Annotated in this window: 21 protein-coding genes; 13 read left to right on the top strand and 8 right to left on the bottom strand. The window is 72.9% G+C overall.

What is annotated here, in order from left to right; translation table 11 throughout:
• Window positions 1-34: 34 nt before the first annotated feature.
• The 4 genes from ACFYMP_RS03000 to ACFYMP_RS02985 all read right to left on the bottom strand — a co-directional run bounded on the left by ACFYMP_RS03000 (window position 35) and on the right by ACFYMP_RS02985 (window position 3,440).
• Window positions 35-922, bottom strand: a complete 888-nt coding sequence (locus ACFYMP_RS03000; protein WP_388849422.1) for an amino acid ABC transporter permease — start codon at window positions 920-922, stop codon at window positions 35-37.
• Window positions 919-1,584 carry an amino acid ABC transporter permease gene (locus ACFYMP_RS02995; protein ID WP_388849419.1) on the bottom strand — a complete coding sequence of 222 codons (666 nt, stop codon included), beginning with the start codon at window positions 1,582-1,584 and terminating at the stop codon, window positions 919-921. The genes ACFYMP_RS03000 and ACFYMP_RS02995 overlap by 4 nt, the downstream gene beginning before the upstream one ends.
• A gap of 144 nt (window positions 1,585-1,728) precedes the next feature.
• Window positions 1,729-2,577, bottom strand: a complete 849-nt coding sequence (locus ACFYMP_RS02990) for a glutamate ABC transporter substrate-binding protein (RefSeq protein WP_388849417.1) — start codon at window positions 2,575-2,577, stop codon at window positions 1,729-1,731.
• An 86-nt stretch (window positions 2,578-2,663) separates the two neighbouring features.
• The gene (locus ACFYMP_RS02985) at window positions 2,664-3,440 is read right to left on the bottom strand and encodes an amino acid ABC transporter ATP-binding protein (protein WP_388849414.1); all 777 of its coding nucleotides are present in this window, start codon (window positions 3,438-3,440) and stop codon (window positions 2,664-2,666) included.
• Window positions 3,441-3,794: 354 nt separating this feature from the next.
• Here ACFYMP_RS02985 and ACFYMP_RS02980 point away from each other — a divergent pair, with 354 nt between their 5' ends.
• Together ACFYMP_RS02980 and ACFYMP_RS02975 are read left to right on the top strand one after the other, a co-directional pair.
• The gene (locus ACFYMP_RS02980; protein WP_388849412.1) at window positions 3,795-4,487 is read left to right on the top strand and encodes a response regulator transcription factor; all 693 of its coding nucleotides are present in this window, start codon (window positions 3,795-3,797) and stop codon (window positions 4,485-4,487) included.
• 9 nt (window positions 4,488-4,496) lie between these two features.
• A complete protein-coding gene (locus ACFYMP_RS02975) occupies window positions 4,497-6,137 on the top strand; it encodes a sensor histidine kinase (RefSeq protein WP_388849409.1) in 1,641 nt (546 codons plus the stop codon).
• A 69-nt stretch (window positions 6,138-6,206) separates the two neighbouring features.
• Here ACFYMP_RS02975 and ACFYMP_RS02970 read toward each other — a convergent pair whose 3' ends face one another.
• On the bottom strand, window positions 6,207-7,202 hold the full coding sequence (locus ACFYMP_RS02970; protein WP_388849407.1) for a TAXI family TRAP transporter solute-binding subunit: 996 nt from the start codon (window positions 7,200-7,202) through the stop codon (window positions 6,207-6,209).
• Window positions 7,203-7,420: 218 nt separating this feature from the next.
• On the opposite strand from ACFYMP_RS02970, the gene miaB reads away from it, so the two are divergent.
• Together miaB and ACFYMP_RS02960 are read left to right on the top strand one after the other, a co-directional pair.
• Window positions 7,421-8,914, top strand: a complete 1,494-nt coding sequence (gene miaB, locus ACFYMP_RS02965; protein WP_388849404.1) for a tRNA (N6-isopentenyl adenosine(37)-C2)-methylthiotransferase MiaB — start codon at window positions 7,421-7,423, stop codon at window positions 8,912-8,914.
• 97 nt (window positions 8,915-9,011) lie between these two features.
• Window positions 9,012-9,737, top strand: a complete 726-nt coding sequence (locus ACFYMP_RS02960; RefSeq protein ID WP_388849401.1) for a class III extradiol dioxygenase subunit B-like domain-containing protein — start codon at window positions 9,012-9,014, stop codon at window positions 9,735-9,737.
• A gap of 152 nt (window positions 9,738-9,889) precedes the next feature.
• On the opposite strand, the gene ACFYMP_RS02955 is transcribed toward ACFYMP_RS02960, so the two are convergent.
• On the bottom strand, window positions 9,890-10,153 hold the full coding sequence (locus tag ACFYMP_RS02955; protein WP_388849398.1) for an antitoxin: 264 nt from the start codon (window positions 10,151-10,153) through the stop codon (window positions 9,890-9,892).
• Between the two features lie 126 nt (window positions 10,154-10,279).
• On the bottom strand, window positions 10,280-10,618 hold the full coding sequence (locus ACFYMP_RS02950) for a hypothetical protein (RefSeq protein ID WP_388849396.1): 339 nt from the start codon (window positions 10,616-10,618) through the stop codon (window positions 10,280-10,282).
• Between the two features lie 181 nt (window positions 10,619-10,799).
• Here ACFYMP_RS02950 and miaA point away from each other — a divergent pair, with 181 nt between their 5' ends.
• The 6 genes from miaA to hflX all read left to right on the top strand — a co-directional run bounded on the left by miaA (window position 10,800) and on the right by hflX (window position 19,225).
• The gene (gene miaA / locus ACFYMP_RS02945; RefSeq protein WP_388849393.1) at window positions 10,800-11,738 is read left to right on the top strand and encodes a tRNA (adenosine(37)-N6)-dimethylallyltransferase MiaA; all 939 of its coding nucleotides are present in this window, start codon (window positions 10,800-10,802) and stop codon (window positions 11,736-11,738) included.
• Window positions 11,739-11,846: 108 nt separating this feature from the next.
• Window positions 11,847-12,323: a hypothetical protein gene (locus ACFYMP_RS02940; protein ID WP_388849609.1), complete on the top strand. Its 477-nt coding sequence runs from the start codon at window positions 11,847-11,849 to the stop codon at window positions 12,321-12,323.
• 54 nt (window positions 12,324-12,377) lie between these two features.
• Entirely contained in the window at window positions 12,378-13,283 is a 906-nt protein-coding gene (dapF, locus tag ACFYMP_RS02935) for a diaminopimelate epimerase (RefSeq protein ID WP_388849391.1), read from the top strand.
• Window positions 13,284-13,479: 196 nt separating this feature from the next.
• Window positions 13,480-15,675, top strand: coding sequence for a RelA/SpoT family protein (locus tag ACFYMP_RS02930; protein ID WP_388849388.1), 2,196 nt, complete (start codon window positions 13,480-13,482; stop codon window positions 15,673-15,675).
• Window positions 15,676-15,815: 140 nt separating this feature from the next.
• On the top strand, window positions 15,816-17,471 hold the full coding sequence (locus ACFYMP_RS02925; RefSeq protein ID WP_388849384.1) for a M1 family metallopeptidase: 1,656 nt from the start codon (window positions 15,816-15,818) through the stop codon (window positions 17,469-17,471).
• A gap of 212 nt (window positions 17,472-17,683) precedes the next feature.
• Window positions 17,684-19,225 (top strand): GTPase HflX, encoded by a 1,542-nt coding sequence (gene hflX, locus ACFYMP_RS02920; protein ID WP_388849381.1) that lies wholly within the window; start codon window positions 17,684-17,686, stop codon window positions 19,223-19,225.
• Between the two features lie 120 nt (window positions 19,226-19,345).
• Here hflX and ACFYMP_RS02915 read toward each other — a convergent pair whose 3' ends face one another.
• Window positions 19,346-20,581, bottom strand: a complete 1,236-nt coding sequence (locus tag ACFYMP_RS02915) for a trypsin-like serine peptidase (protein WP_388849378.1) — start codon at window positions 20,579-20,581, stop codon at window positions 19,346-19,348.
• A 282-nt stretch (window positions 20,582-20,863) separates the two neighbouring features.
• Here ACFYMP_RS02915 and ACFYMP_RS02910 point away from each other — a divergent pair, with 282 nt between their 5' ends.
• From ACFYMP_RS02910 to ACFYMP_RS02900, 3 genes are all read left to right on the top strand, one after another.
• Entirely contained in the window at window positions 20,864-22,219 is a 1,356-nt protein-coding gene (locus ACFYMP_RS02910) for a diaminobutyrate--2-oxoglutarate transaminase family protein (RefSeq protein WP_388849375.1), read from the top strand.
• Window positions 22,220-22,289: 70 nt separating this feature from the next.
• Window positions 22,290-24,488 (top strand): IucA/IucC family protein, encoded by a 2,199-nt coding sequence (locus ACFYMP_RS02905; RefSeq protein ID WP_388849372.1) that lies wholly within the window; start codon window positions 22,290-22,292, stop codon window positions 24,486-24,488.
• Window positions 24,489-24,735: 247 nt separating this feature from the next.
• A complete protein-coding gene (locus tag ACFYMP_RS02900; RefSeq protein ID WP_388849606.1) occupies window positions 24,736-25,479 on the top strand; it encodes a GNAT family N-acetyltransferase in 744 nt (247 codons plus the stop codon).
• Window positions 25,480-26,083 lie beyond the last annotated feature (604 nt).

Genomic DNA, 26,083 nt, shown 5'->3' with positions numbered 1-26,083 from the left:
GCCACGGGTCGAGCGGTCAACAGGAGTGCAGCGCCTAAGCGGCGGGAGCGCCCGCGACGCCTCCGGCGTTCACGTCTTCGAGGTTCACGGTCGCGCCGGTCGACTTCTTGCCCCGGCGCAGGCGGCGTTCGAGCCACGAGGCGAAGCTCGTCAGCGAGAAGTTGACCGCGACGAACAGGAGCGCGACCACCGTGAAGCTCGCGATGGTGTTGGCCCCGTACGCCGCGCTGAGCGGGCGGACGGAGGCGAGGAGTTCGGAGAAGTTCAGCAGGGCGCCGCCGAGCGCGGTGTCCTTCACGATGACGACGAGCTGGCTGACGATCGCCGGGAGCATCGCGGTGACGGACTGCGGCAGCAGGATCGACCGCATCGTCTGCCCCTTGCGCAGACCGATGGCCTGCGCGGCCTCGGTCTGGCCCTTGGGCAGCGAGAGGATGCCGGCCCGTACCACCTCGGCGAGGACCGAGGCGTTGTAGAGCACGAGTCCCGTGATCACGGCGTACAGCGGCCGGTCGTCCGTGGAGATCGCCGTGGACTTCGAGTACAGCTCGTTCGCGATGAGCATCAGGATCAGCACGGGAATCGAGCGGAAGAACTCCACGACGACCGCGGACGGGACGCGCACCCAACGGTGGTCCGAGAGCCTCGCGATGCCGAACACCGCGCCGAGCGGCAGCGCGATCACCATGGAGATGGCCGCCGCGATCAGCGTGTTCTGCAGACCCGGCAGAAGATACGTCGTCCAGGACTGGGAGTCCGTGACGAACGGCTTCCACTTGACCCAGTCGAGCTGGCTCTTCTCGTTCAGCTTGCTGATCACCCACCACACGGCCGCCGCGAGCACCACGAGGAAGGCGACGGAGTAGAGGATGTTGCGCCGCTTGGCCCGGGGGCCCGGGGCGTCGTAGAGGACCGAGGTCATCGCTTCACCGCCACCTTCTTGCCGACCCAGCCGAGGATGAGGCCCATGGGGAGCGTCAGGCACACGAAGCCGAACGCGAACACGAGCCCGATCAGGAAGGTCTCAGCCTCGTTCTCGATCATCGTCTTCATCAGAGCGGCGGCCTCCGCGACACCGATGGCGGCCGCGACGGTCGTGTTCTTGGTGAGGGCGATGAGGACGTTCGCCAGCGGGCCGACCACGGCGCGGAAGGCCTGCGGGAGAACGATGAGGGTGAGTACCTGGCCGAAGTTCAGGCCGAGAGCGCGAGCCGCCTCCGCCTGCCCCATCGGCACGGTGTTGATCCCGGAGCGGACCGCCTCGCACACGAACGAGGCCGTGTACAGGGTCAGCCCGAGGACCGAGAGACGGAAGTTGGTGGTCACGATCTGGTCCGAGCCCAGAGCGAAACCCAGCGTCTGGTAGAGGCCCAGCGAGGTGAAGATGATGATGACGGTGAGCGGGATGTTGCGCACCACGTTGACGTACGCGGTACCGAAACCGCGCAGCAGGGGCACCGGACCGACGCGCATGCCGGCCAGCACGGTCCCCCATATCAGGGAGCCCACGGCGGAGAGTGCGGCGAGTTTCACCGTCACCCAGAACGCCGCGAGCAGGTCGTAACCTTCAAGAAAGTCGAACACGATCTCCCGTGCTTCCGCGTGTGGGGAGGGTGCGGCACGCCGCCGCGGGGGGCGGCGTGCCGGTCAGACCCTGCCTTGCCTCTGGTGCCGTCCCCCCGCCTGTGCGGAGCGCGGCGCGAACCTGCCCGAGTGCGCCGTGAGCGACTACTTGACGACGTCGCCGATCTTGGGGGCCTTCTCGTTCTTGTAGTTGGCCGGGCCGAAGTTGTCCTTCACGGCCTTGTCCCAGGAACCGTCGTCGACCATCTTCTTGAGGGCGTCGTTGATCTTCGCCTTCAGGTCGCTGCCCTTCTTGACGCCGATGCCGTAGTTCTCGTTGGTCATCTTGAAGCCGGCCAGCTTGAACTTGCCCTGGAAGTCCTTCTGCGCGGCGTAGCCGGCGAGGATGGAGTCATCCGTGGTCAGCGCGTCGACGGCCTTGTTCTCCAGGCCGGTGAGGCACTCCGAGTAGCCGCCGTACTCCAGCAGCTGCGCCTTGGGGGCGAGCTTGTCGTGGATGTTCTGCGCCGAGGTCGAACCCGTCACCGAACACAGCTTCTTGCTGTTGAGGTCCTTCGGGTCCTTGATCCCGGACTCGTCCGCGCGGACCAGGATGTCCTGGTGGGCGAGCAGGTACGGGCCCGCGAAGTCGACCTTCTGCTCACGCTCGTCGGTGATGGAGTACGAGGCGGCGATGAACTGGACGTCGCCACGCGCCAGCATCGTCTCGCGGTCGGCGCTCTTCGCTTCCTTCCACTGGATCTGGCCGGGCTCGTAACCGAGGGCCTTGGCGACGTAGGTGGCGACGTCGACGTCGAAACCGGCGTACTTGCCGCTCGGCAGCTTCTGGCCCAGACCCGGCTGATCGATCTTGATGCCGATGGCGATCTTCTTGCCGCCCCCGCTGCCGGAGCCGCCCTTGTCATTGCTGTCGTCGTCCGAGCCACAGGCGGTGGCGGCCAGCGAGAGTGCCAGTACGGCGGCGGCGGCCGCGGAGACCTTGCGGAGCTTCATGATGAACGTCCTTCGGGATCAGGAGAGAACGGTGACGGAAAAGGGCGGGACGGCGCGGGTGCCGGGACTAGTGAGGACCGGAGCCCTCAGTGGTGCAGGATCTTCGACAGGAAGTCCTTGGCCCGGTCGCTGCGCGGGTTGCTGAAGAACTTGTCCGGCACGGCCTCTTCGACGATCCGGCCGTCCGCCATGAAGACGACCCGGTTGGCCGCCGAGCGGGCGAAGCCCATCTCGTGCGTCACGACGATCATGGTCATGCCGTCGCGGGCGAGCTGCTGCATGACTTCCAGCACCTCGTTGATCATCTCGGGGTCCAGCGCGGAGGTCGGCTCGTCGAAGAGCATGACCTTCGGGTCCATCGCGAGGGCGCGGGCGATCGCCACGCGCTGTTGCTGTCCGCCGGACAACTGCGCCGGGTACTTGTCGGCCTGCGAACCGACCCCGACGCGGTCCAGCAGGGAGCGCGCCTTCTCCTCGGCCGCCTGCTTGTCCGCCTTGCGGACCTTGATCTGGCCGAGCATCACGTTCTGCAGCACCGTCTTGTGCGCGAAGAGATTGAACGACTGGAAGACCATGCCGACGTCGGCGCGCAGCCGGGCCAGTTCCTTGCCCTCCTGGGGCAGCGGCTTCCCGTCGATCGTGATGTCGCCGGAATCGATCGTCTCCAGGCGGTTGATGGTGCGGCAGAGCGTCGACTTGCCCGACCCGGAGGGGCCGATCACCACGACCACCTCGCCGCGGGTGATGGTCAGGTCGATGTCCTGAAGCACATGCAGCGCGCCGAAGTGCTTGTTGACGTTCTTCAGCACGACCAGATCCTCGGCCGCGGATACGGCGTCCTTGGACACCGACACATCGGTCATCTGCTTGTTGCTCCGTCCTCCTCGGTTGTGGAGGACAGTAGTGACGCGTTGCGATCAACGTCATTACATCTGAGCGGAAATTGAGCATAACGATCCGGCCTCAACCGGACACACCGCGTGAACGGGACGTCCGGACCGCGTACCGGGTGGGTAACGGAACCTGGACGTGACACGAACGGCCTTGACTGTCGCCCGGCCATCGGCGTTCATGCGAGGGCGGCTTCTCGCGCTGTTCCCGCGCGAGGTCCGCTGCCTCCCCTCAGGGCGGCACTCGACAGGCGGCCGTACGGGGCCGACGGGCCCGCGTCATGAAGCGCGGGCGCACATGACCGGTAAGCGAAGGAGGTGGCGGGGATGCGGCTGTTGCTCGTGGAGGACGATCAGCACGTGGCCGCGGCGCTCTCCGCCGTGCTCGGCCGGCACGGCCTGCGGGTCGTGCACGCGCGCAGCGGCGAGGAGGCCCTGCGGGCCCTGCTCCCCGACCATGTGGAGGCCGAGCCCTTCGCCGTCGTCCTCCTCGACCTGGGACTGCCCGACCAGGACGGCTACGAGGTGTGCGGGAAGATACGCAAGCGTTCCTCCGTCCCCGTCATCATGGTGACGGCGCGGGCCGACGTACGCTCGCGCATCCACGGGCTCAACCTCGGCGCGGACGACTACGTCGTGAAGCCCTACGACACCGGGGAACTCCTCGCCCGCATCCACGCCGTCGCCCGCCGCACCCCGCCCGCCGAACCCACCGCCGACGAGTCCCGCACCGCGCTCGGCCCCGTCTCCATCGCCCCGGCGACCCGCGAGGTCTGCGTGGAGGGGCGGCCCGTGCCGCTGACCCGCAAGGAGTTCGACCTGCTCGCGCTGCTCGCCCAGCGGCCCGGAGTGGTCTACCGCCGCGAGCAGATCATCAGCGAGGTCTGGCGCACCAGCTGGGAGGGGACCGGGCGGACCCTGGAGGTCCATGTGGCCTCGCTGCGCGCCAAGCTCGGACTGCCCGCACTCATCGAGACGGTCCGCGGCGTCGGCTACAAACTCGTCGTCCCGACCGCCTAGCGAGGACGGGTGCGCAGCCGGCTTCTTCCTCTTCTCATCATCCTGCTCGCCGGGGTGCTGCTCGCCCTCGGCTTCCCGCTCGCCGTCAGCGAGGCGGCGGCCGAGCAGCAGAAGGTCATCGTCGACCGCATCGACGACTCCGCGCGCTTCGCCTCCCTCGCCCAGTTCATCACCGAGGACGACGGGCGGCCCGGGGCCGACGACGGTGGCGAGCGCCTGAGCACCCTCCAGGCCGAACTGCGCCGCTACCACAGCCTCTACGGCATCCGGGCCGGTGTCTTCAGCCCCCTCGGAAGCTCCATGGCGGCCGCCCCCGGAGGCTGGCGGCTGCCCCCGGACCCCCGGGCCGCCGACGAGGCGCGTCCCGGGGGGAGGACGGGCTTCGCGGGGACGGCGAGCCCGGCGCGGGCGACCAGCCCGCGAACACGGGCCTCCATCGCCGCCTCCACCGCCTCCGCCACGGTCACGACCGGACCGACCGTGCTTGGGGCCTCTGGCCCGGAGGGGGCCGGAGCCTTTGGCCGCGAGGGCGCCCCCGCCCCCGTGGAGGTGGCGGGAGAGGAGGCGCGCGCCGCCTACGGTGAGGCGCTCAACGGGCGGCGCAGCCCCGACCCCCGGCAGATCTGGCCCTGGGAGCGGCGCCGCCTCGTCGTCGCCTCCCCGGTCATCCGCGACGGCGACGTCATCGCCGTGGTCGTCACCGACTCCCCCACGGGGCAGCTGCGCTCCGTGATCCTGCACCGCTGGCTCCTCGTGGCGGCCGGTGAGGGAGCGGCGATGCTCCTCGCCGTGGGCGCGGCCCTGCGGCTGACCGGCTGGGTGCTGCGCCCCGTCCGGGTCCTGGACGCGACGACCCACGACATCGCCACCGGCCGGCTCAAGTCCCGGGTGGCGGCGGCCGGCGGGCCCCCCGAACTGCGGCGTCTGGCCGACTCCTTCAACGAGATGGCCGACAACGTGGAGGACGTGCTGGAACAGCAGCGCGCCTTCGTCGCCGACGCCTCGCACCAGCTGCGCAACCCGCTGTCCGCGCTGCTCCTGCGCATCGAACTGCTGGCGCTCGAACTCCCCGAGGACAACGAGGAGATCGCCGCCGTCCGTACCGAGGGCAAACGTCTCGCCCGCGTGCTCGACGACCTCCTCGGCCTCGCGCTCGCCGAGCACACCGAAGCGGACCTGGCCCTGACCGACATCGGGGCCCTCGCCGAGGAACGCGTCGCCTCCTGGCGGCCGACCGCGGACGAGCAGGGGGTGCGTCTGAGCGGTGACTGCCCCGCGGTCACCGGGTGGGCCGATCCCGTGGCCCTCTCCAGCGCCCTGGACGCCGTGATCGACAACGCGCTGAAGTTCACGCCCCGGGGAGCGGGCGTCACCGTCCGCGTCGCCCGTCAGGGCGAACACGTCACGGTCACCGTGGCCGACGAGGGGCCGGGGCTGACCGAGGAGGAGCTGTCCCGCATCGGCGACCGCTTCTGGCGCAGCGGCCGGCACCAGAACGTACGGGGCTCCGGGCTCGGCCTGTCCATCAGCCGCGCGCTGCTCACCGCGGGCGGCGGCAGCATCGGCTACCGGCACCACAGCCCCCGGGGCCTGTGCGTGGACCTCACCGTGCCGCGTCAGTCACCACCCGCCGCCCCCGGCCCCCGCTGAGCCCGCGCACGCGGACCACGACGCCACCACGCGCGGTGAACGGCGCGCCCCGCTCCACGCCGCACCGGCCTACGGTTTGACCGACCGGTAGTACTCCCGCGCCCCCTTGTGCAGTTCCAGCGGATCGGTGTAGATCGCCGTCCGCAGGTCCACACGCTGGGCGGCGTGCACCTTGCGCCCTATCCCGTCCCTGCTGGCTATCACGGTCCTCGTCAGCCCCTCGGTCAGCCCGGTGTCCACCGTGTCCCGGGTCACCAGCAGGTTCGCCACCGCGAGGGTCGTCACCGGGAGAGCCGGCCCGGCGGCCGGATACGCGGCGACCGGCATCACCGCCGTGCGGTAGTAGTGGCCCACCCCGCCCGCGCGATGGAGCTTGTCGACGAGGTCGCCCAGGGGCACCAGCCGTATGCCGAACCGCTGGGAGAGGCCCTTCACGGAGGACGTCGGTACGCCGCCCGACCAGAAGAACGCGTCTATCTCGCCGCTCTCCAGCATCTTGTCCATCGTGTCGATGCCGATCGAGACCGGAACGATGTCCCGCTGCGGGTCCAGGCCCGCCGTCGTCAGCAGCCGGTTCGCTATGAGCCGCACGCCCGAGCCGACCTGCCCCACCGCGACCCGCTGACCGCGCAGGTCCGCCACTTTGCGTACCTTCGAGTCCCGTGCCACCACGAGCTGCAGGTAGTCGTCGTACAGGCGGGCGCAGCCGCGCAGCCGTGCCGCCCCCGGGCCGCCCTCCTCCTTGTACTTCTCGACGGCGTCGGCCGCCGCGATGGTGAAGTCGGCCTTGCCCGTGGCCACCCGCCGTACGTTCTCCTGGGAGCCCTGACTGCTGAGCAGTTCGACCCGCACATGCGGCAGGTCCTCGTCCGCGGCGGCCTTCAGCAGGTGGCCGTACCGCTGGTAGACGCCCTTCTTGACGCCCGTACTGAAGACGACCGTGCCGTGCGGGGAGTCCTCGCCCAGCGGGAGCAGCCACCACAGCAGCAGCGCCAGGACGACGGCCAGGGCCGCCGGGACCTGGAGCGCGCGACGCCGGCCGAACCGGGCGAGAGTCTCTGACATGCAGCAGATCCTGCCAGCGCGCGCACGGTCGGCACCAGAGCGGACGGGCTTCGGCCGGGGTCCGGCGTGCGCCGGCGGGCGACGGTCCCGGGCCGCGGGGGCGGGAGGGGACGGGGAAGGCCGGTACGGGGCGCGAAACCGTAGACTGTCTCGTCAGCCGCTCTGCCAGGTTGTGCCGGGCGCACGCCGTCACCGTCTCGTCTGGAACGTAGTTGATCATGACCGAGCTTCCCCGCACGTACGCCGTCAAGACCTACGGCTGCCAGATGAACGTCCACGACTCCGAACGGCTCTCCGGCCTGCTGGAGGACGCCGGCTACGTACGTGCGCCCGAGAGTGCCGAGGACGGGGACGCCGACGTCGTCGTCTTCAACACCTGCGCCGTCCGCGAGAACGCGGACAACCGGCTGTACGGCAACCTCGGCCGGCTCGCCCCGATGAAGACGAAGCGTCCCGGCATGCAGATCGCCGTCGGCGGCTGCCTCGCCCAGAAGGACCGCGAGACGATCGTGAACCGCGCCCCGTGGGTCGACGTCGTGTTCGGGACGCACAACATCGGCAAGCTCCCCGTCCTCCTGGAGCGCGCCCGCGTCCAGGAGGAGGCGCAGGTCGAGATCGCCGAATCGCTGGAGGCGTTCCCCTCCACCCTGCCGACCCGCCGCGAGTCGGCGTACGCCGCGTGGGTCTCGGTCTCCGTCGGCTGCAACAACACCTGCACCTTCTGCATCGTGCCCGCCCTGCGCGGCAAGGAGAAGGACCGGCGGCCGGGCGACGTCCTCGCCGAGGTCGAGGCGCTCGTCGGCGAAGGCGTCAGCGAGATCACCCTGCTCGGCCAGAACGTCAACGCCTACGGCAGCGACATGGGGGACCGCGAGGCGTTCAGCAAACTGCTGCGCGCCTGCGGCCCCGTCGAGGGCCTGGAGCGGGTGCGGTTCACCTCCCCGCACCCGCGCGACTTCACCGACGACGTGATCGCCGCGATGGCCGAGACCCCCAACGTCATGCCCCAGCTCCACATGCCGCTCCAGTCCGGCTCCGACAAGGTGCTCAGGGCGATGCGCCGCTCCTACCGGCAGGACCGCTACCTCGGGATCATCGAGAAGGTCCGCGCCGCGATCCCGGACGCCGCGATCACCACCGACATCATCGTGGGCTTCCCCGGGGAGACCGAGGAGGACTTCGAGCAGACCATGCACGTCGTACGGCAGGCGCGCTTCGCCCAGGCGTTCACCTTCCAGTACTCCAAGCGGCCCGGCACCCCCGCCGCGGACATGGAGGACCAGATCCCGAAGGAGGTCGTCCAGGCGCGCTACGAGCGGCTCGTGGCCCTCCAGGAGGAGATCTCCTGGGAGGAGAACAAGAAGCAGGTGGGCCGCACCCTCGACGTCATGGTCGCCGAGGGAGAGGGGCGGAAGGACGGCGCCACGCACCGGCTCTCCGGCCGGGCCCCCGACAACCGGCTCGTCCACTTCACGAAGCCCGACGAGCCGGTACGCCCCGGCGACGTCGTGACCGTGGACATCACCTACGCCGCGCCCCACCACCTGCTCGCCGAGGGGACGCCGCGCGGCGTGCGGCGTACCCGGGCCGGCGACGCGTGGGACAAGCGCAACGCACCGGAGGCGAAGAAGCCCGCGGGCGTGCTCCTGGGACTGCCCGGCGTGGGCGCCCCCGCCCCGCTGCCGGTCGCCCAGGGCTGCGGCTGCGACTGACCGGGGAGAGCCGGGCCGCGCCCCACGGGGCGCCGGGCGGTGAGCCGCCGCCCGTTCCCGGCCCGTGTGCCCGCGGCTGCGCGTTACGCTGCGGATCATGCTTGCCGCCGCCGTCGTGTGCCCGTGCCCGCCCCTGCTCGTCCCCGAGGTCGCGGCGGGCGCCGCCCCCGAACTGGACACCCTCCGCGCGGCCTGCGCCGACGCCCTGGGCATCCTCGCCGCGGCACGCCCCACCAGGCTGCTGGTGATCGGCGCCTCGGCCGACACGGTCTCCGCCGGGACCGCGCGGCATCCCGAGGGAGCCGCGGGCACCTTCCGGGGCTACGGGGTACCGCTCGACGTACGGCTGGGCCGCGGCGGAGAGCGCTCCGGGCCGCACGCCGCGCTTCCCCCGTCGCTCACCGTCGCGGCCGCGCTCCTGACGAGCGCCGACTGGACCACCTGCCCCGTCGACGGTCTCAGTGTCGGACCGGCGCGATCGTCGGCCGACTGCCTCGAAACGGGGCGTGAGGCCGTGGCCGGCCCCGGGCGGACGGTGCTGCTCGTGATGGGGGACGGCAGCGCCTCGCGCACCGTGAAAGCCCCCGGCTACCTGGACGAACGGGCCGAGCCCTTCGACGCCGAGGCGGGCCGCGCCCTGCGCACCGCCGACACGGAGGCGCTCGCCGCGCTCGACGCGGACCTCGCACGGGAACTGCGGGCCACCGGCCGCGCACCGTGGCAGGTGCTCTCCGGCGCGGCGTCGGGAGCCGGACTGCGCGGCGAGTCGCTGTACGAGGAGGCGCCCTACGGCGTCGGCTACTTCGTCGCGGCCTGGTCCTGACCACGACCCGCTCGCCCCGCCCTCCACGGAGACCGGGCACGGGAGACCGGGCACGCCCACGAGGCGGACGTACGGATGGCCCGGTACGCCTTCTCGCGTACCGGGCCACCCGCACGTCGAGCCGCGCCCGCGGTCAGCGGTCGCGGTGACCGTCAGCCGGCGGGCGGCGGCGAGGGCGGCGTCGTGCCGCCACCCCCGCCCTTGTTCTTGTCGGCCGCCATCCTGCCGACCGCGTCCTTGGCCTTCTCGGTACCCGACTGAATGCGGTCCGAGTACTTGCCCTTGGTGCGCTCGTCCACCGTCCTGGCCGCCTTGTCCAGACCCTGCCCGACCTTGTCCCCGTGCTGCTGGGCGAGATCCGCGACCTTGTCCTTGGCGGGGGAGAGCCGCGCTTTCATATTGTCCAGGAAGCCCATGGGGTCACCCTCCTCGCAAAAAAGGACGCGCGCGTCTGCTGACGCTGTCCTACTGCTGGCTTACTACGGAATGGCCGGCCGCGCCCCTCGGAGGGCACGCCGCACCCCCCCGCCTGCCCGCTGTCGCTACTTCGAGACGCTCTCCTCGGACGCGCTGTCCACGGCCCGGCCCGCCGACTGCTGCTGGGGGATCTCCACGGCCTCGGCGGCGTCCTTCTCCACGGCCTCGGCATCGGGGGCCGGGGGGCCTGCGACGTCCGCCTCACCGGTCCCGCCGGCCTGGGACACGGGGCCCTCGTCAGCGGTCGTCTTCGCGTCGTCCGCCGCCGAGGAGGACGGCGTGCCGGTGGCCGCCTCGTCCGTGGCGGCCTCGGCCCGCGCCGTCGGAGCGGTCGCGGGAGCCTCGGCGGTGGACGCCTCCTCCGTGGTCTTCGGCTTCCTGCGGAACAGCGAAAAAACGCCCATAACTACTCCAAGAGCTGGCTCATGAGGATGAAACCCCGCCCGTTCCGGTGTGTCCGGTGGTGCGCCGGGGTCTGGGGAACCCGAAGCCGACGGCCGGGACCTCGCAACTGGAAACGAGGTCACCGCCGCTTCGTCACGTAACTCGTTCGAGCAGTGCTCCACGGTTTGGGAGACTTGGAAGGTGAGCACCGCACCCCCCACCCACCGGGTCATCGCCGTCGTCGGTCCCACCGCGGCCGGCAAGTCCGATCTCGGCGTCTTCCTCGCCCAGCGCCTGGGCGGGGAGGTCGTCAACGCGGATTCCATGCAGCTGTACCGGGGGATGGACATCGGTACCGCCAAGTTGACGCAGGCGGAGCGTGGCGGCGTCCCGCACCATCTGCTGGACATCTGGGACGTGACCCGGACGGCGAGCGTCGCCGAGTACCAGGCCCTCGCCCGCGCCGAGATCGACCGGCTGCTCGACCAGGGACGCGTCCCGGTCCTCGTGGGCGGCTCCGGACTGTACGTACGCGGCGTGGTGGACCAGATGGAGTTCCCCGGCACCGACCCCGTCGTCCGGGCCCGTCTGGAGGGTGAACTGGCGGAGCTCGGCCCGGGGGCGCTGCACGCGCGGCTGGCCGTCGCCGATCCCGAGGCGGCCCGCGCGATCCTGCCGAGCAACGGGCGCCGCATCGTCCGCGCCCTTGAGGTCATCGAGATCACCGGCAAGCCCTTCACCGCGAACCTCCCGGGTCACCGGTCCCACTACGCGACGATCCAGATCGGCGTGGACGTGGCGCGCCCCGAACTCGACGCGCGCATCGCCGACCGCGTCGACCGGATGTGGGCCCAGGGCCTCGTGGACGAGGTGCGGACCCTGGAGGCGCAGGGGTTGCGTGAAGGCCGTACGGCCTCGCGCGCGCTCGGCTACCAGCAGGTGCTCACCGCACTCGCCGGCGAGTGCGGTGAGCAGGAGGCGCGCGCGGAGACGGTGCGGGCCACCAAACGCTTCGCCCGACGTCAGGACACGTGGTTCCGTCGCGACCCCAGGATCACCTGGCTGCCCGGCGGAATCGCCGAACGGGGGGAACTTCCCGGGCGGGCGCTCGCGTTGGTCGAACGGGCGGTCACAGCCTGATCACGTCCTGGCATCGGGACGCTCAGGCCGCCGTACGGGCCCTCCGCCCCGTGCCATCATCGACCATCGATCGACCTGGCGTAGTCCGACTGGGAGGGCACAGTGGCGATGGAGGCCGGCCCTCGTGACACCGGACACGGAGAGCGGGAGCAGCTCGTCCAGGACGGCCCCGAGGACTCCGACGGTACCGTCCCCGACGGGGCGGGCGTCGAGGACCTGGCCGCCCTCCAGGCCGGCCACGAAGCCCCCGAGGTCGAGGTCGAGCTGCGTCCGCAACGCCGGATGCGGCTGTGGCAGATCGCCCCGATCGTCCTCCTCGCCGCCGTCGGCTCGCTCATGTTCGCCTTCCCCCTCGCCTTCGAGATCGGCGACGGCGGGGCCGTGGTCGCGATGCTCGGGCTGCTGCTCAGCTCCTCGGCGGCGGGCGGCGCCGTCATGGCGGCGCGCCGGGTGGGCTACCACTGGCCGGGGCTGTCCACGACGGGGGCGGAACGCGGGCCCCGCTGGCGGGTCCTCGCCGTCTACGCGCTGATCGTGCTCGGGGCCGTCGTCCTGGCCGTGTGGCGCGTCGCGCGGCTGCGCTGACCGGCCCGCGTCCCCGCACGGCGCGCTGTCCGCGCCTGCCCGTACGATCGAGGAATGACCACGCGGATCGCCTTCCTCAAGGGGCACGGGACCCAGAACGACTTCGTGATCGTCCCCGACCCGGACAACGACCTCGACCTGAGCCCCGCGGCCGTCGCCGCGCTGTGCGACCGGCGGGCCGGGATCGGCGCCGACGGAGTCCTGCACGTCGTGCGCTCCGCCGCCCACCCCGAGGCGCGCGCCCTCGCGGACGAGGCCGAGTGGTTCATGGACTACCGCAACGGCGACGGCTCGATCGCCGAGATGTGCGGGAACGGCGTCCGCGTCTTCGCCCGCTACCTCCAGCACGCCGGCCACGTCGGCGCCGGCGACCTCGCGATCGCCACCCGCGGCGGCGTCAAGACCGTCCACATCGCCAAGGACGACGAGACGAGCCCCGGCGGGGGAGCGGCCGGGCGCGGCGCCATCACGGTCGGGATGGGCCGGGCGCTGTTCCCCGAGGGGGACGTCAGCGTCCTGGTCGGTACCGGACACCGGCCGGCCACCCACGTCAACATGGGCAATCCGCACGCCGTCACCTTCGTGGACGACCTCGCGCAGGCGGGGGATCTGCTGACCGCCCCGCAGGTGCACCCCGCCACGGCCTACCCCGACGGGGTCAACGTCGAGTTCGTCGTGGACCGGGGCCCCGGCCGTCTCGCGATGCGCGTCCACGAGCGGGGTGCCGGGGAGACGCGCTCCTGCGGCACCGGGGCCTGCGCCGTGGCCGTGGCCGCCGCCCGCAGGGACGGCGCGGACCCGGCGCTCACCGGCAGGCCGGCGACGTACGTGATCGACCTGCCCGGCGGCAGCCTCACCGTGACGGAGCATCCGGACGGGGAGATCGACATGACCGGCGAGGCCGTCATCGTCGCCGAGGGCGAACTGGACGCGGACTGGGCGGCCGCCCTGCCGGACTGACCGCCGGACCCCGTGGAGCGACACACCGCGCATCGCTCGAATGGGTGATCCGTTTCACGCTCGGCGAGAGCGGGCCGACGCGGCGTGGTGGGCTCGGTAGCATCAAGCACCGGCCCGGACGGGGAGCCCGCTCTCCCCCTCAGCGCTTCAGCGGCCTGGGGTGCCCCGTCGACCGGTCGACGCAGCCGGAGGTGCCATGAGTGCGGAGGCAATGAACCCTGTGACACCGGGGAGCCCCCCCCAAGTCCGGGCCGTGGCGGAGCCCCGGCCCGCCGCGCCCGCCCGCAAGCGCCCACGGCACCGCATCGACCTGCGACGCCTCGGCCGGGCCGCACTGCTCGGCTCGACGAGCCGCGACCGCCTCCCGGACGCCATCAGCCACGTCGTGGAGGCGCATCGCGCCCACCATCCCGAGGCGGACCTGGAGATCCTGCGCCGCGCCTACGTACTCGCCGAGTCCTCCCACCGGGGCCAGACGCGCAAGAGCGGCGAGCCCTTCATCACGCACCCCCTCGCGGTGACCCTGATCCTCGCCGAACTCGGCGCCGAGACCACCACGCTGACCGCCTCACTGCTGCACGACACCGTCGAGGACACCGACGTCACCCTCGATCAGGTACGGCGCGAGTTCGGCGAGGAGGTGAGCTACCTCGTCGACGGGGTGACGAAGCTGGAGAAGGTCGAGTACGGGGCGGCCGCGGAACCCGAGACCTTCCGCAAGATGCTCGTCGCCACCGGCAACGACGTCCGCGTCATGTCGATCAAACTCGCCGACCGGCTGCACAACGTCCGCACGCTCGGCGTCATGCGCCCCGAGAAGCAGGTACGCATCGCGAAGGTCACCCGCGACGTCCTCATCCCCCTCGCGGAACGCCTCGGCGTGCAGGCGCTCAAGACGGAGTTGGAGGACCGCGTCTTCGCCATCCTGCATCCCGAGCAGTACGCCGAGACCCGGCAGCTCATCATCGATCACTTCGCGGTCCCCGACCCGCTCGCCGCCGTGGCCGACCGGGTGCGCGAGGTGCTGCGCGAGTCCGGTATCGCCGCCGAGGTGCACATCAGGCCACGGCACTTCGTCTCCGTCCACCGGGTGCGCAGGAAACGCGGGCAGCTCCACGGCACCGACTTCGGGCGGCTGCTCGTCCTCGTCGCGGAGGACGCCGACTGCTACGGCGTCCTGGGGGAACTGCACACCTGCCTGACCCCGGTCGTCGCGGAGTTCAAGGACTTCATCGCGGTCCCCAAGTTCAACCTGTACCAGTCGCTGCACACCGCGCTCGCCACGGCCGACGGGGAGATCGCCGAAGTCCTCATCCGGACCCACCGGATGCACAAGGTCGCCGAGGCCGGCGTCGTCGCCCTGGGCAACCCGTACGCCCCCGCGGCTCCCACCGCGGCCGAGCCCGCCGGGGAGCGGTCCGAGGGCGAGCGCAGCGATCCGACCCGTCCGGGCTGGCTCTCGCGGTTCCTCGAATGGCAGCGGTCCGCCCCCGACTCCGACATCTTCTGGTCCACGCTGCGGGCCGACCTCGCGCAGGACCGGGAGATCACCGTCTTCCGGCCGGACGGCGGGGCCCTGGGCCTGCCGGGCGGAGCCACCTGCGTGGACGCCGCGTACGCGCAGTACGGGGAGGACGCCCACTCCTGTATGGGCGCGGCCGTCAACGGCCGCCTCGCCACCCTCGGCACCGTCCTGGAGGACGGCGACACGGTGCAGCTGCTCATGGGCCAGGACCCGGGGGCCGGGCCGTCGCCGGACTGGCTCGAACACGCCCGTACGCCCGCGGCGCGCATCGCCATCCGCCGCTGGCTCGCCGCCCACCCCGAGGACGGCAAGGACACCGGGTCCGGCGGTGACCGCGCCGACCCGGCCGCCACGCACCGTACCGGCGCGGCCGGCTCGCCCGCGCTCCCCGCCCCGGCCGCCCGCCCCGTCGCCGCGGTCACGGTCGACGAGGCGGGGGCGACGGTGCGGCTGGCCGGTTGCTGTCTCCCCGCGCCGCCCGACGAGATCACCGGCTTCGCCGTGCGGGGCGGCGCCGTCACAGTCCACCGCGCCGGCTGTTCGCGCGCGGACGGCATGGCCGCGACGGGGCGCCGCAGGGTCGGCGCGCGCTGGGGCGACTCGGGGGACCACCGGGTCACGCTGCACGCCGAGTCCTTCGGCCGCCCCCACCTGCTCGCCGACCTCACCGAGGCCATCGCCAGGCAGGGCGTCGCCGTCGTCGCCGCCACCGTCGAACCGCCCAGCGAGCACGGGGTGTGCCACACCTACACCCTGGAGCTCCCCGACCTCGCGAGGCTGCCCGCGCTCGTACGCGCGATGCGGTCGGTGCCCGGCGTCTACGACGTGACGGAGACCGGCCGGCACGCGAGCCCCGCCGCGCCCTGACACGGCGCGCGGGGAGCGTCCCCTCGGGCACGGTGACGCTTCTGTGCGGACGGCTCGCGAAACCCGGTCGACCAGACACGTTCGGGTGGACTGGCGGCGGTCCGCCACGTGGCCCGGTCACGCCCTGGTAACCGTGAGTCATGCAGCTCTCGCCCCGCTCCCAGACCGCCCCGTCGGCGCCTTCCGCGAACGCCGCCCCGGCCGCCCCGTCGCCCCGTGCCGCGAACGGCGCCTGCGCCCCGTCCACGGGTTCCGCGGCGGCCGGCCCGATCGCCGTCCCTCGGCGTACGCCCTCCCGCACCGTCCGGCGGCTGCGTGCTGGGGCGCTCGCCGCCGTGTGCCTGAGTCTCCTGGTCGGCGCCGCTCCGGCCCCCGAAGCACGGGGCATCGGGGACCGCCTCTTCCCGGGTCTCGGAAATCCCGGCTTCGACGTCACCGCCTACGACCTCGCGTTCACGTACTCCGGTGACAACCGGAAGCCGCTCGACGCCGTGACGACGATCGACGCGCGCGCCACCGCGGCGCTGGACCGGGTCAACCTCGACTTCGCCCACGGCACGGTCCGTTCCGTCACCGTCAACGGGGCGCCCGCGGGGCACGTCGCGGTGGGTCAGGACCTCGTCCTCACCCCGGACCGGCCCGTGGAGGAGGGGGAGCCGCTGCGGATCACCGTCCGGCACACGAGCGACCCGAGGACCCCGGCCGAGAGCCTGGGGGAGGGCGGCTGGGTGCGCACCGAGGACGGGCTGGCCATGGCCAACCAGGCCGACGCGGCCCACCGCGTCTTCCCGGGCAGCGACCACCCCTCGGACAAGGCCCGCTTCACCTTCCACGTGACGGTGCCCAAGGGCCTCACGGCCGTGGCCAACGGCCTGCCCACGGGGCGCACGCCCGCCGCGGACGGTGCCACGACTTGGTCGTACCGCACGGCGCATCCGATGGCGACGGAGCTCGCCCAGGTCTCCATCGGCCGCTCCGCCGTACTGCGCCGCGGTGGCCCGCACGGCGTGCCGGTACGCGACGTGATCCCCGAGGCGGACCGCACCGCCCTCGAACCGTGGCTCGCGAAGACCCCCGGGCAGATCGCCTGGATGGAGCGGAGGGTCGGCCGGTACCCCTTCGAGACCTACGGCGTCCTCGCCGCCGGGGCCACGACCGGCTTCGAGCTGGAGACCCAGACCCTGTCCCTGTTCGAACGCCGCATGTTCACGGAGAAGGGCTACCCCAAGGGGTACGTCGACTCGGTGATGGTGCACGAGCTGTCGCACCAGTGGTTCGGCGACAGCGTCAGCCCCCGGACGTGGTCCGACCTCTGGCTCAACGAGGGGCACGCGAGCTGGTACGAGGCCCTGTACGCCGCCGAGAAGGGCGGCACGTCCCTGGAGAAGCGCATGCGGGCGGCGTACGGCCGGTCCGACGCCTGGCGCGCGTCCGGCGGCGCCCCGGCCGCGCCGAAGGAACCCGGCAGCGGGAAGATCAGCATCTTCCGCCCCGTCGTCTACGACGGCAGCGCCCTCGTGCTGTACGCCCTGCGCCAGGAGATCGGGGCCCCGGCCTTCGAGGAGCTGGAGCGTGCCTGGGTGCGTGAGCACCGTGACTCCACCGCGAGCACCGCCGACTTCGTCCGTCTCGCCTCCCGAACCGCCGGACGCGACCTCGACGGCCTCCTCACCCCGTGGCTTTACGGCTCGAAGACCCCGCCGATGCCCGGCCACCCCGACTGGAAGCAGACGTCCGAGAAGCCCAAGGCCGCTACCCGTCCGGGGCCGCACCCCGCCCACGACACCGCGAAGTGACCGCGCGGCGCCCCGGGGCGGCAGGGCCGCGACACGCGTCGGCGTAACTCGGATGACGCCGCGCGAGGCCCCGTGGCACCATCCTGTGGTCGGCAGCGCCCGCCCGGTCCGCCGGGACCGCCGGGCCCGGGGGGAATCTTCGGGAGGGCGGGAGCGTTGCCACAGATGACGGTACGAGACCGTCACCGTCCGATCCTCTACGTAAGGACCAAATGACCCACTCCTCTTCCTTTTCCCAGGACGCGCCGAGCACGGCGAACGCCGCTTCGGACCCCAAGAACACGCGGGACTCCTCCCCGTTGCACGCGGACGGCCTCAAGGCCGATGCCCTGATGGAAGAGGACGTCGCCTGGAGCCACGCGGCCGACGGAGCGCGTGACGGCGAACAACTCGACCGCTCGGAGCGTGCCGCGCTGCGCCGGGTCGCGGGCCTGTCCACCGAGCTGGAGGACGTCACCGAGGTCGAGTACCGCCAGCTGCGGCTGGAGCGGGTCGTCCTCGTCGGCGTCTGGACCTCCGGCACCGTGCACGACGCGGAGAACTCCCTCGCGGAGCTGGCCGCCCTCGCGGAGACGGCGGGAGCCCTCGTCCTCGACGGCGTCGTCCAGCGCAGGGACAAACCGGACCCGGCCACGTACATCGGTTCGGGCAAGGCCGTCGAACTGCGTGACATCGTGCTGGAGAGCGGCGCCGACACGGTCGTGTGCGACGGTGAGCTGAGCCCCGGCCAGCTCATCCACCTCGAAGACGTCGTCAAGGTCAAGGTCGTCGACCGTACGGCGCTGATCCTCGACATCTTCGCCCAGCACGCGAAGTCGCGGGAGGGCAAGGCCCAGGTCTCCCTCGCGCAGATGCAGTACATGCTGCCGAGGCTGCGCGGCTGGGGCCAGTCGCTGTCCCGGCAGATGGGTGGCGGTGGCTCCGGTTCCTCCGGTGGCGGCATGGCCACCCGTGGTCCCGGTGAGACCAAGATCGAGACCGACCGGCGCCGTATCCGCGAGAAGATGGCGAAGATGCGCCGGGAGATCGCGGACATGAAGACCGGCCGCGAGATCAAGCGTCAGGAGCGCCGCCGCAACAAGGTGCCCTCGGTCGCCATCGCCGGCTACACCAACGCGGGAAAGTCCTCGCTGCTCAACCGTCTGACCGGCGCCGGAGTCCTGGTGGAGAACGCCCTGTTCGCCACCCTCGACCCCACGGTGCGCCGCGCGCAGACCCCGAGCGGCCGGCTCTACACGCTCGCGGACACCGTCGGCTTCGTCCGGCACCTGCCCCACCATCTGGTCGAGGCGTTCCGGTCCACGATGGAGGAGGTCGGGGACTCCGACCTCATCCTGCACGTCGTGGACGGCTCGCACCCCGCCCCGGAGGAGCAGCTCGCCGCCGTGCGCGAGGTGATCAGGGACGTCGGTGCCACCGGCGTACCGGAGATCGTCGTGATCAACAAGGCGGACGCCGCCGACCCGCTGGTCCTCCAGCGGCTGCTGCGCACCGAGAAGCACGCGCTGGCCGTCTCCGCGCGGACCGGCCAGGGCATCGAGGAGCTGCTGGAACTGATCGACGAGGAACTGCCGCGTCCCTCCGTGGACGTCGAGGTCCTCGTGCCCTACACCGAGGGCAGGTTCATCGCCCGCGCCCACGCCGAGGGCGAGGTCCTCTCCGAGGAGCACAAGCCGGAGGGCACCCTGCTCAAGGCCCGGGTGCACGAGGAACTCGCCGCCGAACTGGCCCGGTTCGTCCCGGCCGTCCGATAGGCGGCCCGGCGGCCCCGGCCGCCTGACAGGCACAGCCCGCGGGCCCGTGTCCCCTTCTGGGACACGGGCCCGCAGTCGTTCCCGCCGGGGCGGGACCCCGCCCCGGTTCCCTCTCAGGAGTCAGGAAGAGCTGTCCGCCTTGGCGCTCACCGCGCGGTAGACGGCCTCCGCCTCCTTGCCGAGGCGCGGCCCCGCCAGCCAGCCGCCCGTCACCGGGCCGATCGAGGTGTTGGACACCAGCGCCGGCTTCCCGTCGGAACCCTGGGCGACCCAGCCGCCCCCGGAGGCCCCGCCGGTCATCGTGCACCCGAGGCGGTACATCGTGGGAGTCGACCCGGCGAGCGACAGCCGGCCCGGCCTCGCCCCGCACTGGTAGAGCTTCTGCCCGTCGAAGGGCGGGGCCGCCGGATAGCCGGTGGCCGTCAGCGCCGGGATCTCCGGCACGGCCGGGGCCGCGAAGTCCACCGGCAGCGCGCCGCCCACCGTCTCCTCCAGCGATGCGCCGCCGCCGTCCTCGGGGGCCACGTGCAGCACCGCGAAGTCGTACGGGGCGCCCTGGCCGCCCGTGGGGCCGCCCCCGGCGATCCACTGCTGCGAGGTCTGTGCCCAGTCGCTCCACCACACGCCGTACGGGGCGACCTGTTCCTTGCTCGCGCCCCGCAACTCCGCCGTGCTCAGACCCTGGTTGTTGTAGGCCGGCACGAAGGCGATGTTGCGGTACCAGCCGCCGTTCTTACCGGCGTGCACACAGTGCCCGGCCGTCCACACCAGATTGGACTTGCCCGGGTGCGCGGGGTCCTCGACGACCGTGGCCGAGCAGACCATCGAGCCCTCGGGGGAGTCGAACACGACCTTGCCCGCCTGCGGGACCGCGTCGTGGTAAGGCGCGGCCACGGCCTTCGCGGGCACCGGTGCGGGCACCGGGTCGGTCACCCCCCGATCGCCCTGGAGGTCGCCGCCGTCCACCGGCTTGTCGGGGTCCTCCGCCTCGCGCATGCGGTCCGGGTCCCAGAGCCCGTCGATGACGGGATTGACGAAGTCCTCGGCCTTGCGCAGCCACTCGTCCTTGTCCCAGTTCTTCCAGGCGCCGCCTTTCCACTTGTCGAGGTCGACGCCGTGTTCCCGCAGGCGCTCCTTGAGACCGTCGGGCAGATGTATCTTCCCGCCGTCCGCCGAGGACGAGGCCACCGGGGAGGAGCCGCCGCCCGCGTCGTCGCCGTCGTCGCCGGGCCCGCAGGCCGTCGCGGTCAGGGCGAGGACGCCGCACACGGCGACCGCCGCCGCGGCACGGGGCCGCCGCCCGACGCGTCCCGTGCCGGTGGACCTGACGCCGTTTCGCGGACGGAATGGTCGCATGGCTGTTCCCCCTGATACCTCGTGGAGCGTGCCGCCCCGCCCAGGTGGGAGGCCGGTCGGGCCGGCCGGCACGGCTCGGGTGGGGCGGCCGTGACGGCCACCCACACTATTGCCGCGTCTTCCACGACGAACCCCGGAACGGCAACAGTTCGGTCACGGCAAGGATCTTCGGGTCACCCGTTATCCGCGGCCGTCCGCGTCGTTGGTACGTACGGGGGCCATCGGCATGTCCGGGGCAGGCCCCCGTCACCCTGCCCTCGTACCGCCGGAGGACCAACCGCCTTGGCCGTGACCGAGTCCGCTCCCGTCGCACCGACCACCACCCACGAAGGGGTGCTGCGCCGCCAGTCGGCGCGCGAGTCGGCGGCCAGGACCTACGCCCGCTCGCTGCCCATCGTCCCCGTACGCGCGCGGGGCCTGACGATCGAGGGGGCCGACGGGCGGCGCTACCTGGACTGTCTCTCCGGCGCCGGCACGCTCGCCCTCGGGCACAACCATCCGGTGGTCCTCGACGCCATCCGCACCGTGCTGGACTCCGAAGCGCCCCTGCACGTCCTGGACCTGGCCACCCCCGTCAAGGACGCCTTCGTCACCGAGCTGTTCCGCTCCCTGCCGGGCGATCTCGCCTCCCGGGCCCGGGTCCAGTTCTGCGGACCGGCCGGTACCGACGCGGTCGAGGCGGCGCTCAAACTGGTCCGTCGCGCGACCGGCAGGCAGACCGTCCTGACCTTCACCGGCGCCTACCACGGGATGAGCGCCGGGGCCCTGGAGGTCTCGGGCGGCGCCACCGAGACCCGCGCCGCGCGGCTGCCCTACCCGCAGGACTACCGGTGCCCCTTCGGCATCGGCGGGGAGTCCGGCGCGGCCCTCGCGTCCCGGCTGACCGAGAGCTACCTCACCGACCCGAAGTCCGGCATCCCCGACCCGGCCGGCATGATCCTCGAACCCGTCCAGGGCGAGGGGGGCGTGCACCCGGCCCCCGACAACTGGCTGCGCAGGATGCGGGAGCTGACCCGGGAACACGGCATCCCCCTGATCGCCGACGAGGTGCAGACCGGGGTCGGCCGCACCGGCGCCTTCTGGGCCGTCGAGCACAGCGGCGTGGTCCCCGACGTCATGGTCCTCTCCAAGGCCATCGGCGGCAGCCTCCCGCTCGCCGTGATCGTTTACCACGAGGACCTCGACGTGTGGGAGCCCGGAGCGCACGCGGGCACCTTCCGGGGCAACCAGCTCGCCATGGCGGCCGGCACCGCGACCCTCGCCTACGTCCGCGAGCACGGCCTGGCACGGCGCGCCGCCGATCTGGGCGCCCGCATGCTCGGCCACCTGCGCGCCCTGGCCGTCGCCTATCCGTGGGTGGGCGACGTACGGGGCCGGGGGCTGATGCTCGGCGTGGAACTGGTCGATCCCGACGGGGCGCGCCCCGAACCCTCCGCGCCGCCGCCCGCCGCCCCCCTGCGCGCGGCCGCCGTACGCCGTGAATGCCTGCGGCGCGGGCTCATCGTGGAACTGGGCGGCCGGCACTCCGCCGTGGTCCGCCTGCTGCCCCCGCTCACGATCACCGACGAACAGGTGTCCGCCGTACTGGACCGGTTCGCCGAAGCCCTGGCCGCCGTCCACCGTGACCTGCCCGCATGAGTCGCCGCTCCCGCCGCCCCCGCTCGCGGCAGCACCCGCCCCACATCAGCCATTTCGCAAGGAAGCGCCCGTGAACCCCGACACCGCACCCGACGGCCGGTCCCGGCTCCACCCCCGCGAGGCGCACGGCGCGCGCTCCGCGCACACCGGAGAGGCCAGGGCCGTACCCCGGCAGCACTCCGGTGCGCCCGAGGGGGAGCAGCTCGGGGGCACCGCGGCCGACCTGCTGGAACACCCCGACACCCGGACCGCCGCCCAGGCGGCGGCCGTGGAGAACCTGCTGCGTTGCTGGGTGCGCGAGACGGGTCTCCGCGCACCGGAGCGCGGCACGCTGCGCATCCCCCTCCGCACCCAGGGCGGCGCTCTGGTGGTGCCGGTGCGGTACTGGTCGGCCGCGGGCTGGCACCGCTTCGGACTGCCGCGGCTGGAGTACGAGGGGCGGCGCCGTCACGAGGAGCTCGCGCGCGGCGCGACGTCTCGCGAGGAAGCGGCCTCCGCTCGTGCCGCCCAGGGCGGCACGCCCCTCGACGCGGTCACGCTCGCCGCCCTGCTGAGCCGCGAGGCGGCGGCCGGCGCGACGGCCCAGGGCGAGGTGGTGCGTCCCCGGGAGAGCGCAGACGCGGGGGGCGGACTCGACGGTCGCGGCACGGGCCGGACGGCGGACGCGCTGCCCGGCGGAGCGTCCCCGGCGAACGCCCCGGCGCGGGGCGCGACCGGTACCGCTCCGGCGCCCGGCTCCGGGCGGGACCCGGTATCGGCCGCCAGCGAGGGCGCCCCGGCGCAGGACGCCCCGACCTCTGCCGCGCCCTGCGACGACGACCTCGTCGGCCGGGTACGGGACTCGGTCCGCAGGACCGCCGTCTTCCTCACCGACCGCAGGCGGCACACCGCCGACCACTCGGCGCCCTTCCTCGCGGCGGAACAGTCCCTCCTCCTCGGCCACCCCCTGCACCCGACGCCCAAGAGCCGCGAAGGGCTGTCCGAGGCGGAGACCCGGCTCTACTCACCCGAGTTGCGCGGTGCCTTCCCGCTGCACTGGCTCGCCGTCGACCGCGAACTGCTCGCCACCGACTCGGCGTGGACCGAGCGGGGCCGTACGGTGAGCGCCGAGCGGCTCACGGCCCGGTTCGCGGGCTCTGGCCTCACCCTCCCCCCGGGCACCGGCGCCCTGCCCCTGCACCCCTGGCAGGCCCGCGACCTCGCCCACAGGCCCGAGGTCGTCGCGCTCATGGACGCGGGACTGCTCACACCGCTCGGCCCCTACGGGGACGCCTGGTGGCCGACCTCCTCGGTGCGTACCGTCCACCGCCCCGAGGCCGCCGCCATGCTCAAACTCTCGCTCGGACTGCGGATCACCAACTCCCGTCGCGAGAACCTCCGCAAGGAACTGCACCGGGGCGTCGAGGTGCACCGGCTGCTGCGGACCGGCCTCGCGACGCAGTGGCGCGCCGCCCACCCCGGCTTCGACATCGTGCGCGATCCAGCGTGGCTCGCCGTCGACGACACCCACGGCCGGCCGGTGCAGGGCCTCGACGTGATGATCCGGCACAACCCCTTCGGCCCGGACAGCGACGCCGCGTGCGTGGCCGGGCTGGTCTCCGCGCGCCCCGTGTCCGGCGCCCCGTCGGTCGCGGAGCACCATCCCATGCGCTCGCGGCTGGCCGAGATCGTGACGCGGCTCGCCGGACTCACCGGCAGGCCCCGGGGCACGGTGGCGGCCGAGTGGTTCCTGCGCTACCTCGAACAGGTCGTGCGCCCCGTCCTCTGGCTCGACGGACACGCGGGCGTGGCCCTGGAGGCCCACCAGCAGAACACCGTCGTACTGCTGGACCGGCACGGCTGGCCCGTCGGCGGCCGCTACCGCGACAACCAGGGGTACTACTTCCGTACCTCGCACCGTGAGCGGCTGGAGGCGCGGCTGCCCGGGATCGGGGCCACCTCCGACACCTTCGTCCCGGACGCGGTGACCGACGAACGCTTCGCGTACTACCTGGCCATCAACAACGTACTGGGGCTCGTCGGGGCCTTCGGCTCGCAGGGCCTGGCCGACGAGCGTCTCCTGCTCGCCGCGTTCCGCGGGTTCCTGAGCGACGCGGCCACGGGACCGGGCCGGCTCGGCTCCCCGCTGCCCGCGCTGCTGCTGGACACCCCGGTGCTGCGGTGCAAGGCCAACCTCATGACCCGGCTGCACGGTCTCGACGAACTCGTAGGCCCCGTCGACACCCAGTCCGTCTACGTCTCGATCACCAACCCGTTCCACGCGCCCTGATCACGGGGCGGCTTTCGCCCGGGAAGCCCGCACCCGGCGAGCCCGCCCCTTCCCGCCCCTTGATGAACGGAAGAGGCCGGGGCCGACCCCAGGCCGTCCCCGGCCCCGCCCCACCGGCCACACCCCGTCGACCGGCCCGCCGCTCGCTCGACCGAGAGGAACGTCCGTGCCCTCAGCAGAAGCCTCCTCACGCACCCCAGGTACCGATTCCACCGCGCCCCACGCGTCCCCGCGCCCCGACGAGGACATAACCGGCCGGGGCTGCGGGAACGGCGCGGGCGCCCCGTCGCGGGACAGACCCTCGCGGGACGGAACGGCGCGGGAGGAGCCGTCGCACGCGGGCACGGTGACCGCCCCCGTCCCCGGCCCTGTCCCCGTGGCCGCCGAGGCCCCCTCCCCGGACCTCCTCCCTGGCACGGACCTCCTCGACTCGGTCGCTTCCTGGGGCGGGGTCGACACGAAGCACGGCTTCCTGCGTCTCGTGCCCGTCGAACTGCCCCGCGATCTGCGGCTGGTGACCGGCTGGATGAACGAGCCCGAGGTGGCCGCCTTCTGGGAGCTGGCCGGCCCGCCCTCCGTGACCGAGGCCCATGTGCGCCCGCAACTCCAGGGCGACGGCCGCAGTGTGCCCTGCGTCGGCACGCTCGACGGCTCCCCGATGAGCTACTGGGAGATCTACCGCGCCGACCTCGACGTGCTCACCCCGTATTACGCGGCGCGTCCCGAGGACACCGGAGTGCACCTCCTGCTGGGCGGCGCCGTCCACCGGGGGCGGGGGCTCGGCCCCGTACTGCTGCGCGCCGTCGCGGACCTGATCTTCGAACACCGCCCCTCCTGCACGCGCGTCGTCGCCGAGCCCGACGTGCGCAACACGCGCTCCGTCGCCGCCTTCGCCCGTGCGGGATTCCGGCGCACGGCGGAGCTGAACCTCCCCAGCAAACGTGCGGCCTTGATGATCCGCGACAGGCAGCCGCACCCGCCACCTCACTGACGGCCCGGGTACCGCGCGGGGCGCTTGTCGGGCGACAGGGACGCGAGGCGAGGCGGGCACGCGTGACGGGTGCGACAGGACGGCACCGTGCCGTCGGTGTCCCGGTATCCGGTGTTCCGCCGTTTCGTCGGTCCGGTGATCCGCCGAGTGGCCGTGATCCGGCGTGGTCCACGCCGGTCAGCGCTGCTCTCCGTCGTGACCCCGGCTCTCGCGACGAGGCGGGTGGTCGTGCGGAGGGTTCGGCCCGGACGCGCGCGGACCGGTTCCGGCACGGAGCCGGCGAACCGGCACGGGGCCGTCTCAGCGTCGCCGGTCGGGGCCCGCACGGGCCAGGTCGCGGCTCCCCGCGAAGCGAGGGGCCGCGCCCCGTACCGCCTGCGCGGCCCCGCCCCGTGCGCGCCCGGCGGCGCGGGAACTGCCTCCCGGACGCCCATGCCCCACGTCGCCCCGCCCTCGCCTTGCTCCCACGGGCGCGCCGCGGCCCGCCCGTGCCTCCGCGGCCCGCCCACCCTCCGGACGGCGGGGCGGCGTCGGCGGTTCGCTGCTCACGCTCCACCGCATCCGCCCCGTCCCCGGACCCGGCCGGCCGTACCGCGCCCCCGGC

The organism is Streptomyces sp. NPDC007088 (assembly GCF_042869355.1).
Classification (GTDB): Bacteria; Actinomycetota; Actinomycetes; order Streptomycetales; family Streptomycetaceae; genus Streptomyces.
The sequence above is the reverse complement of the archived record's forward strand: the minus strand, read 5'-3'. Positions and strand labels throughout refer to the sequence as shown.

Excerpts from the sequence above, each read along its gene's own strand:
- ACFYMP_RS02950 (WP_388849396.1), bottom strand. The coding sequence starts at position 10,618 with ATGGGCGTTTTTTCGCTGTTCCGCAGGAAGCCGAAGACCACGGAGGAG.
- ACFYMP_RS02925 (WP_388849384.1), top strand. The coding sequence starts at position 15,816 with ATGCAGCTCTCGCCCCGCTCCCAGACCGCCCCGTCGGCGCCTTCCGCG.
- ACFYMP_RS03000 (WP_388849422.1), bottom strand. The coding sequence starts at position 922 with ATGACCTCGGTCCTCTACGACGCCCCGGGCCCCCGGGCCAAGCGGCGC.
- ACFYMP_RS02990 (WP_388849417.1), bottom strand. The coding sequence starts at position 2,577 with ATGAAGCTCCGCAAGGTCTCCGCGGCCGCCGCCGCCGTACTGGCACTC.
- hflX (WP_388849381.1), top strand. The coding sequence starts at position 17,684 with ATGACCCACTCCTCTTCCTTTTCCCAGGACGCGCCGAGCACGGCGAAC.
- ACFYMP_RS02980 (WP_388849412.1), top strand. The coding sequence starts at position 3,795 with ATGCGGCTGTTGCTCGTGGAGGACGATCAGCACGTGGCCGCGGCGCTC.
- ACFYMP_RS02915 (WP_388849378.1), bottom strand. The coding sequence starts at position 20,581 with ATGCGACCATTCCGTCCGCGAAACGGCGTCAGGTCCACCGGCACGGGA.
- ACFYMP_RS02985 (WP_388849414.1), bottom strand. The coding sequence starts at position 3,440 with ATGACCGATGTGTCGGTGTCCAAGGACGCCGTATCCGCGGCCGAGGAT.
- ACFYMP_RS02970 (WP_388849407.1), bottom strand. The coding sequence starts at position 7,202 with ATGTCAGAGACTCTCGCCCGGTTCGGCCGGCGTCGCGCGCTCCAGGTC.
- ACFYMP_RS02930 (WP_388849388.1), top strand. The coding sequence starts at position 13,480 with ATGAGTGCGGAGGCAATGAACCCTGTGACACCGGGGAGCCCCCCCCAA.
- miaB (WP_388849404.1), top strand. The coding sequence starts at position 7,421 with ATGACCGAGCTTCCCCGCACGTACGCCGTCAAGACCTACGGCTGCCAG.
- ACFYMP_RS02955 (WP_388849398.1), bottom strand. The coding sequence starts at position 10,153 with ATGGGCTTCCTGGACAATATGAAAGCGCGGCTCTCCCCCGCCAAGGAC.
- ACFYMP_RS02960 (WP_388849401.1), top strand. The coding sequence starts at position 9,012 with ATGCTTGCCGCCGCCGTCGTGTGCCCGTGCCCGCCCCTGCTCGTCCCC.
- ACFYMP_RS02940 (WP_388849609.1), top strand. The coding sequence starts at position 11,847 with ATGGAGGCCGGCCCTCGTGACACCGGACACGGAGAGCGGGAGCAGCTC.
- dapF (WP_388849391.1), top strand. The coding sequence starts at position 12,378 with ATGACCACGCGGATCGCCTTCCTCAAGGGGCACGGGACCCAGAACGAC.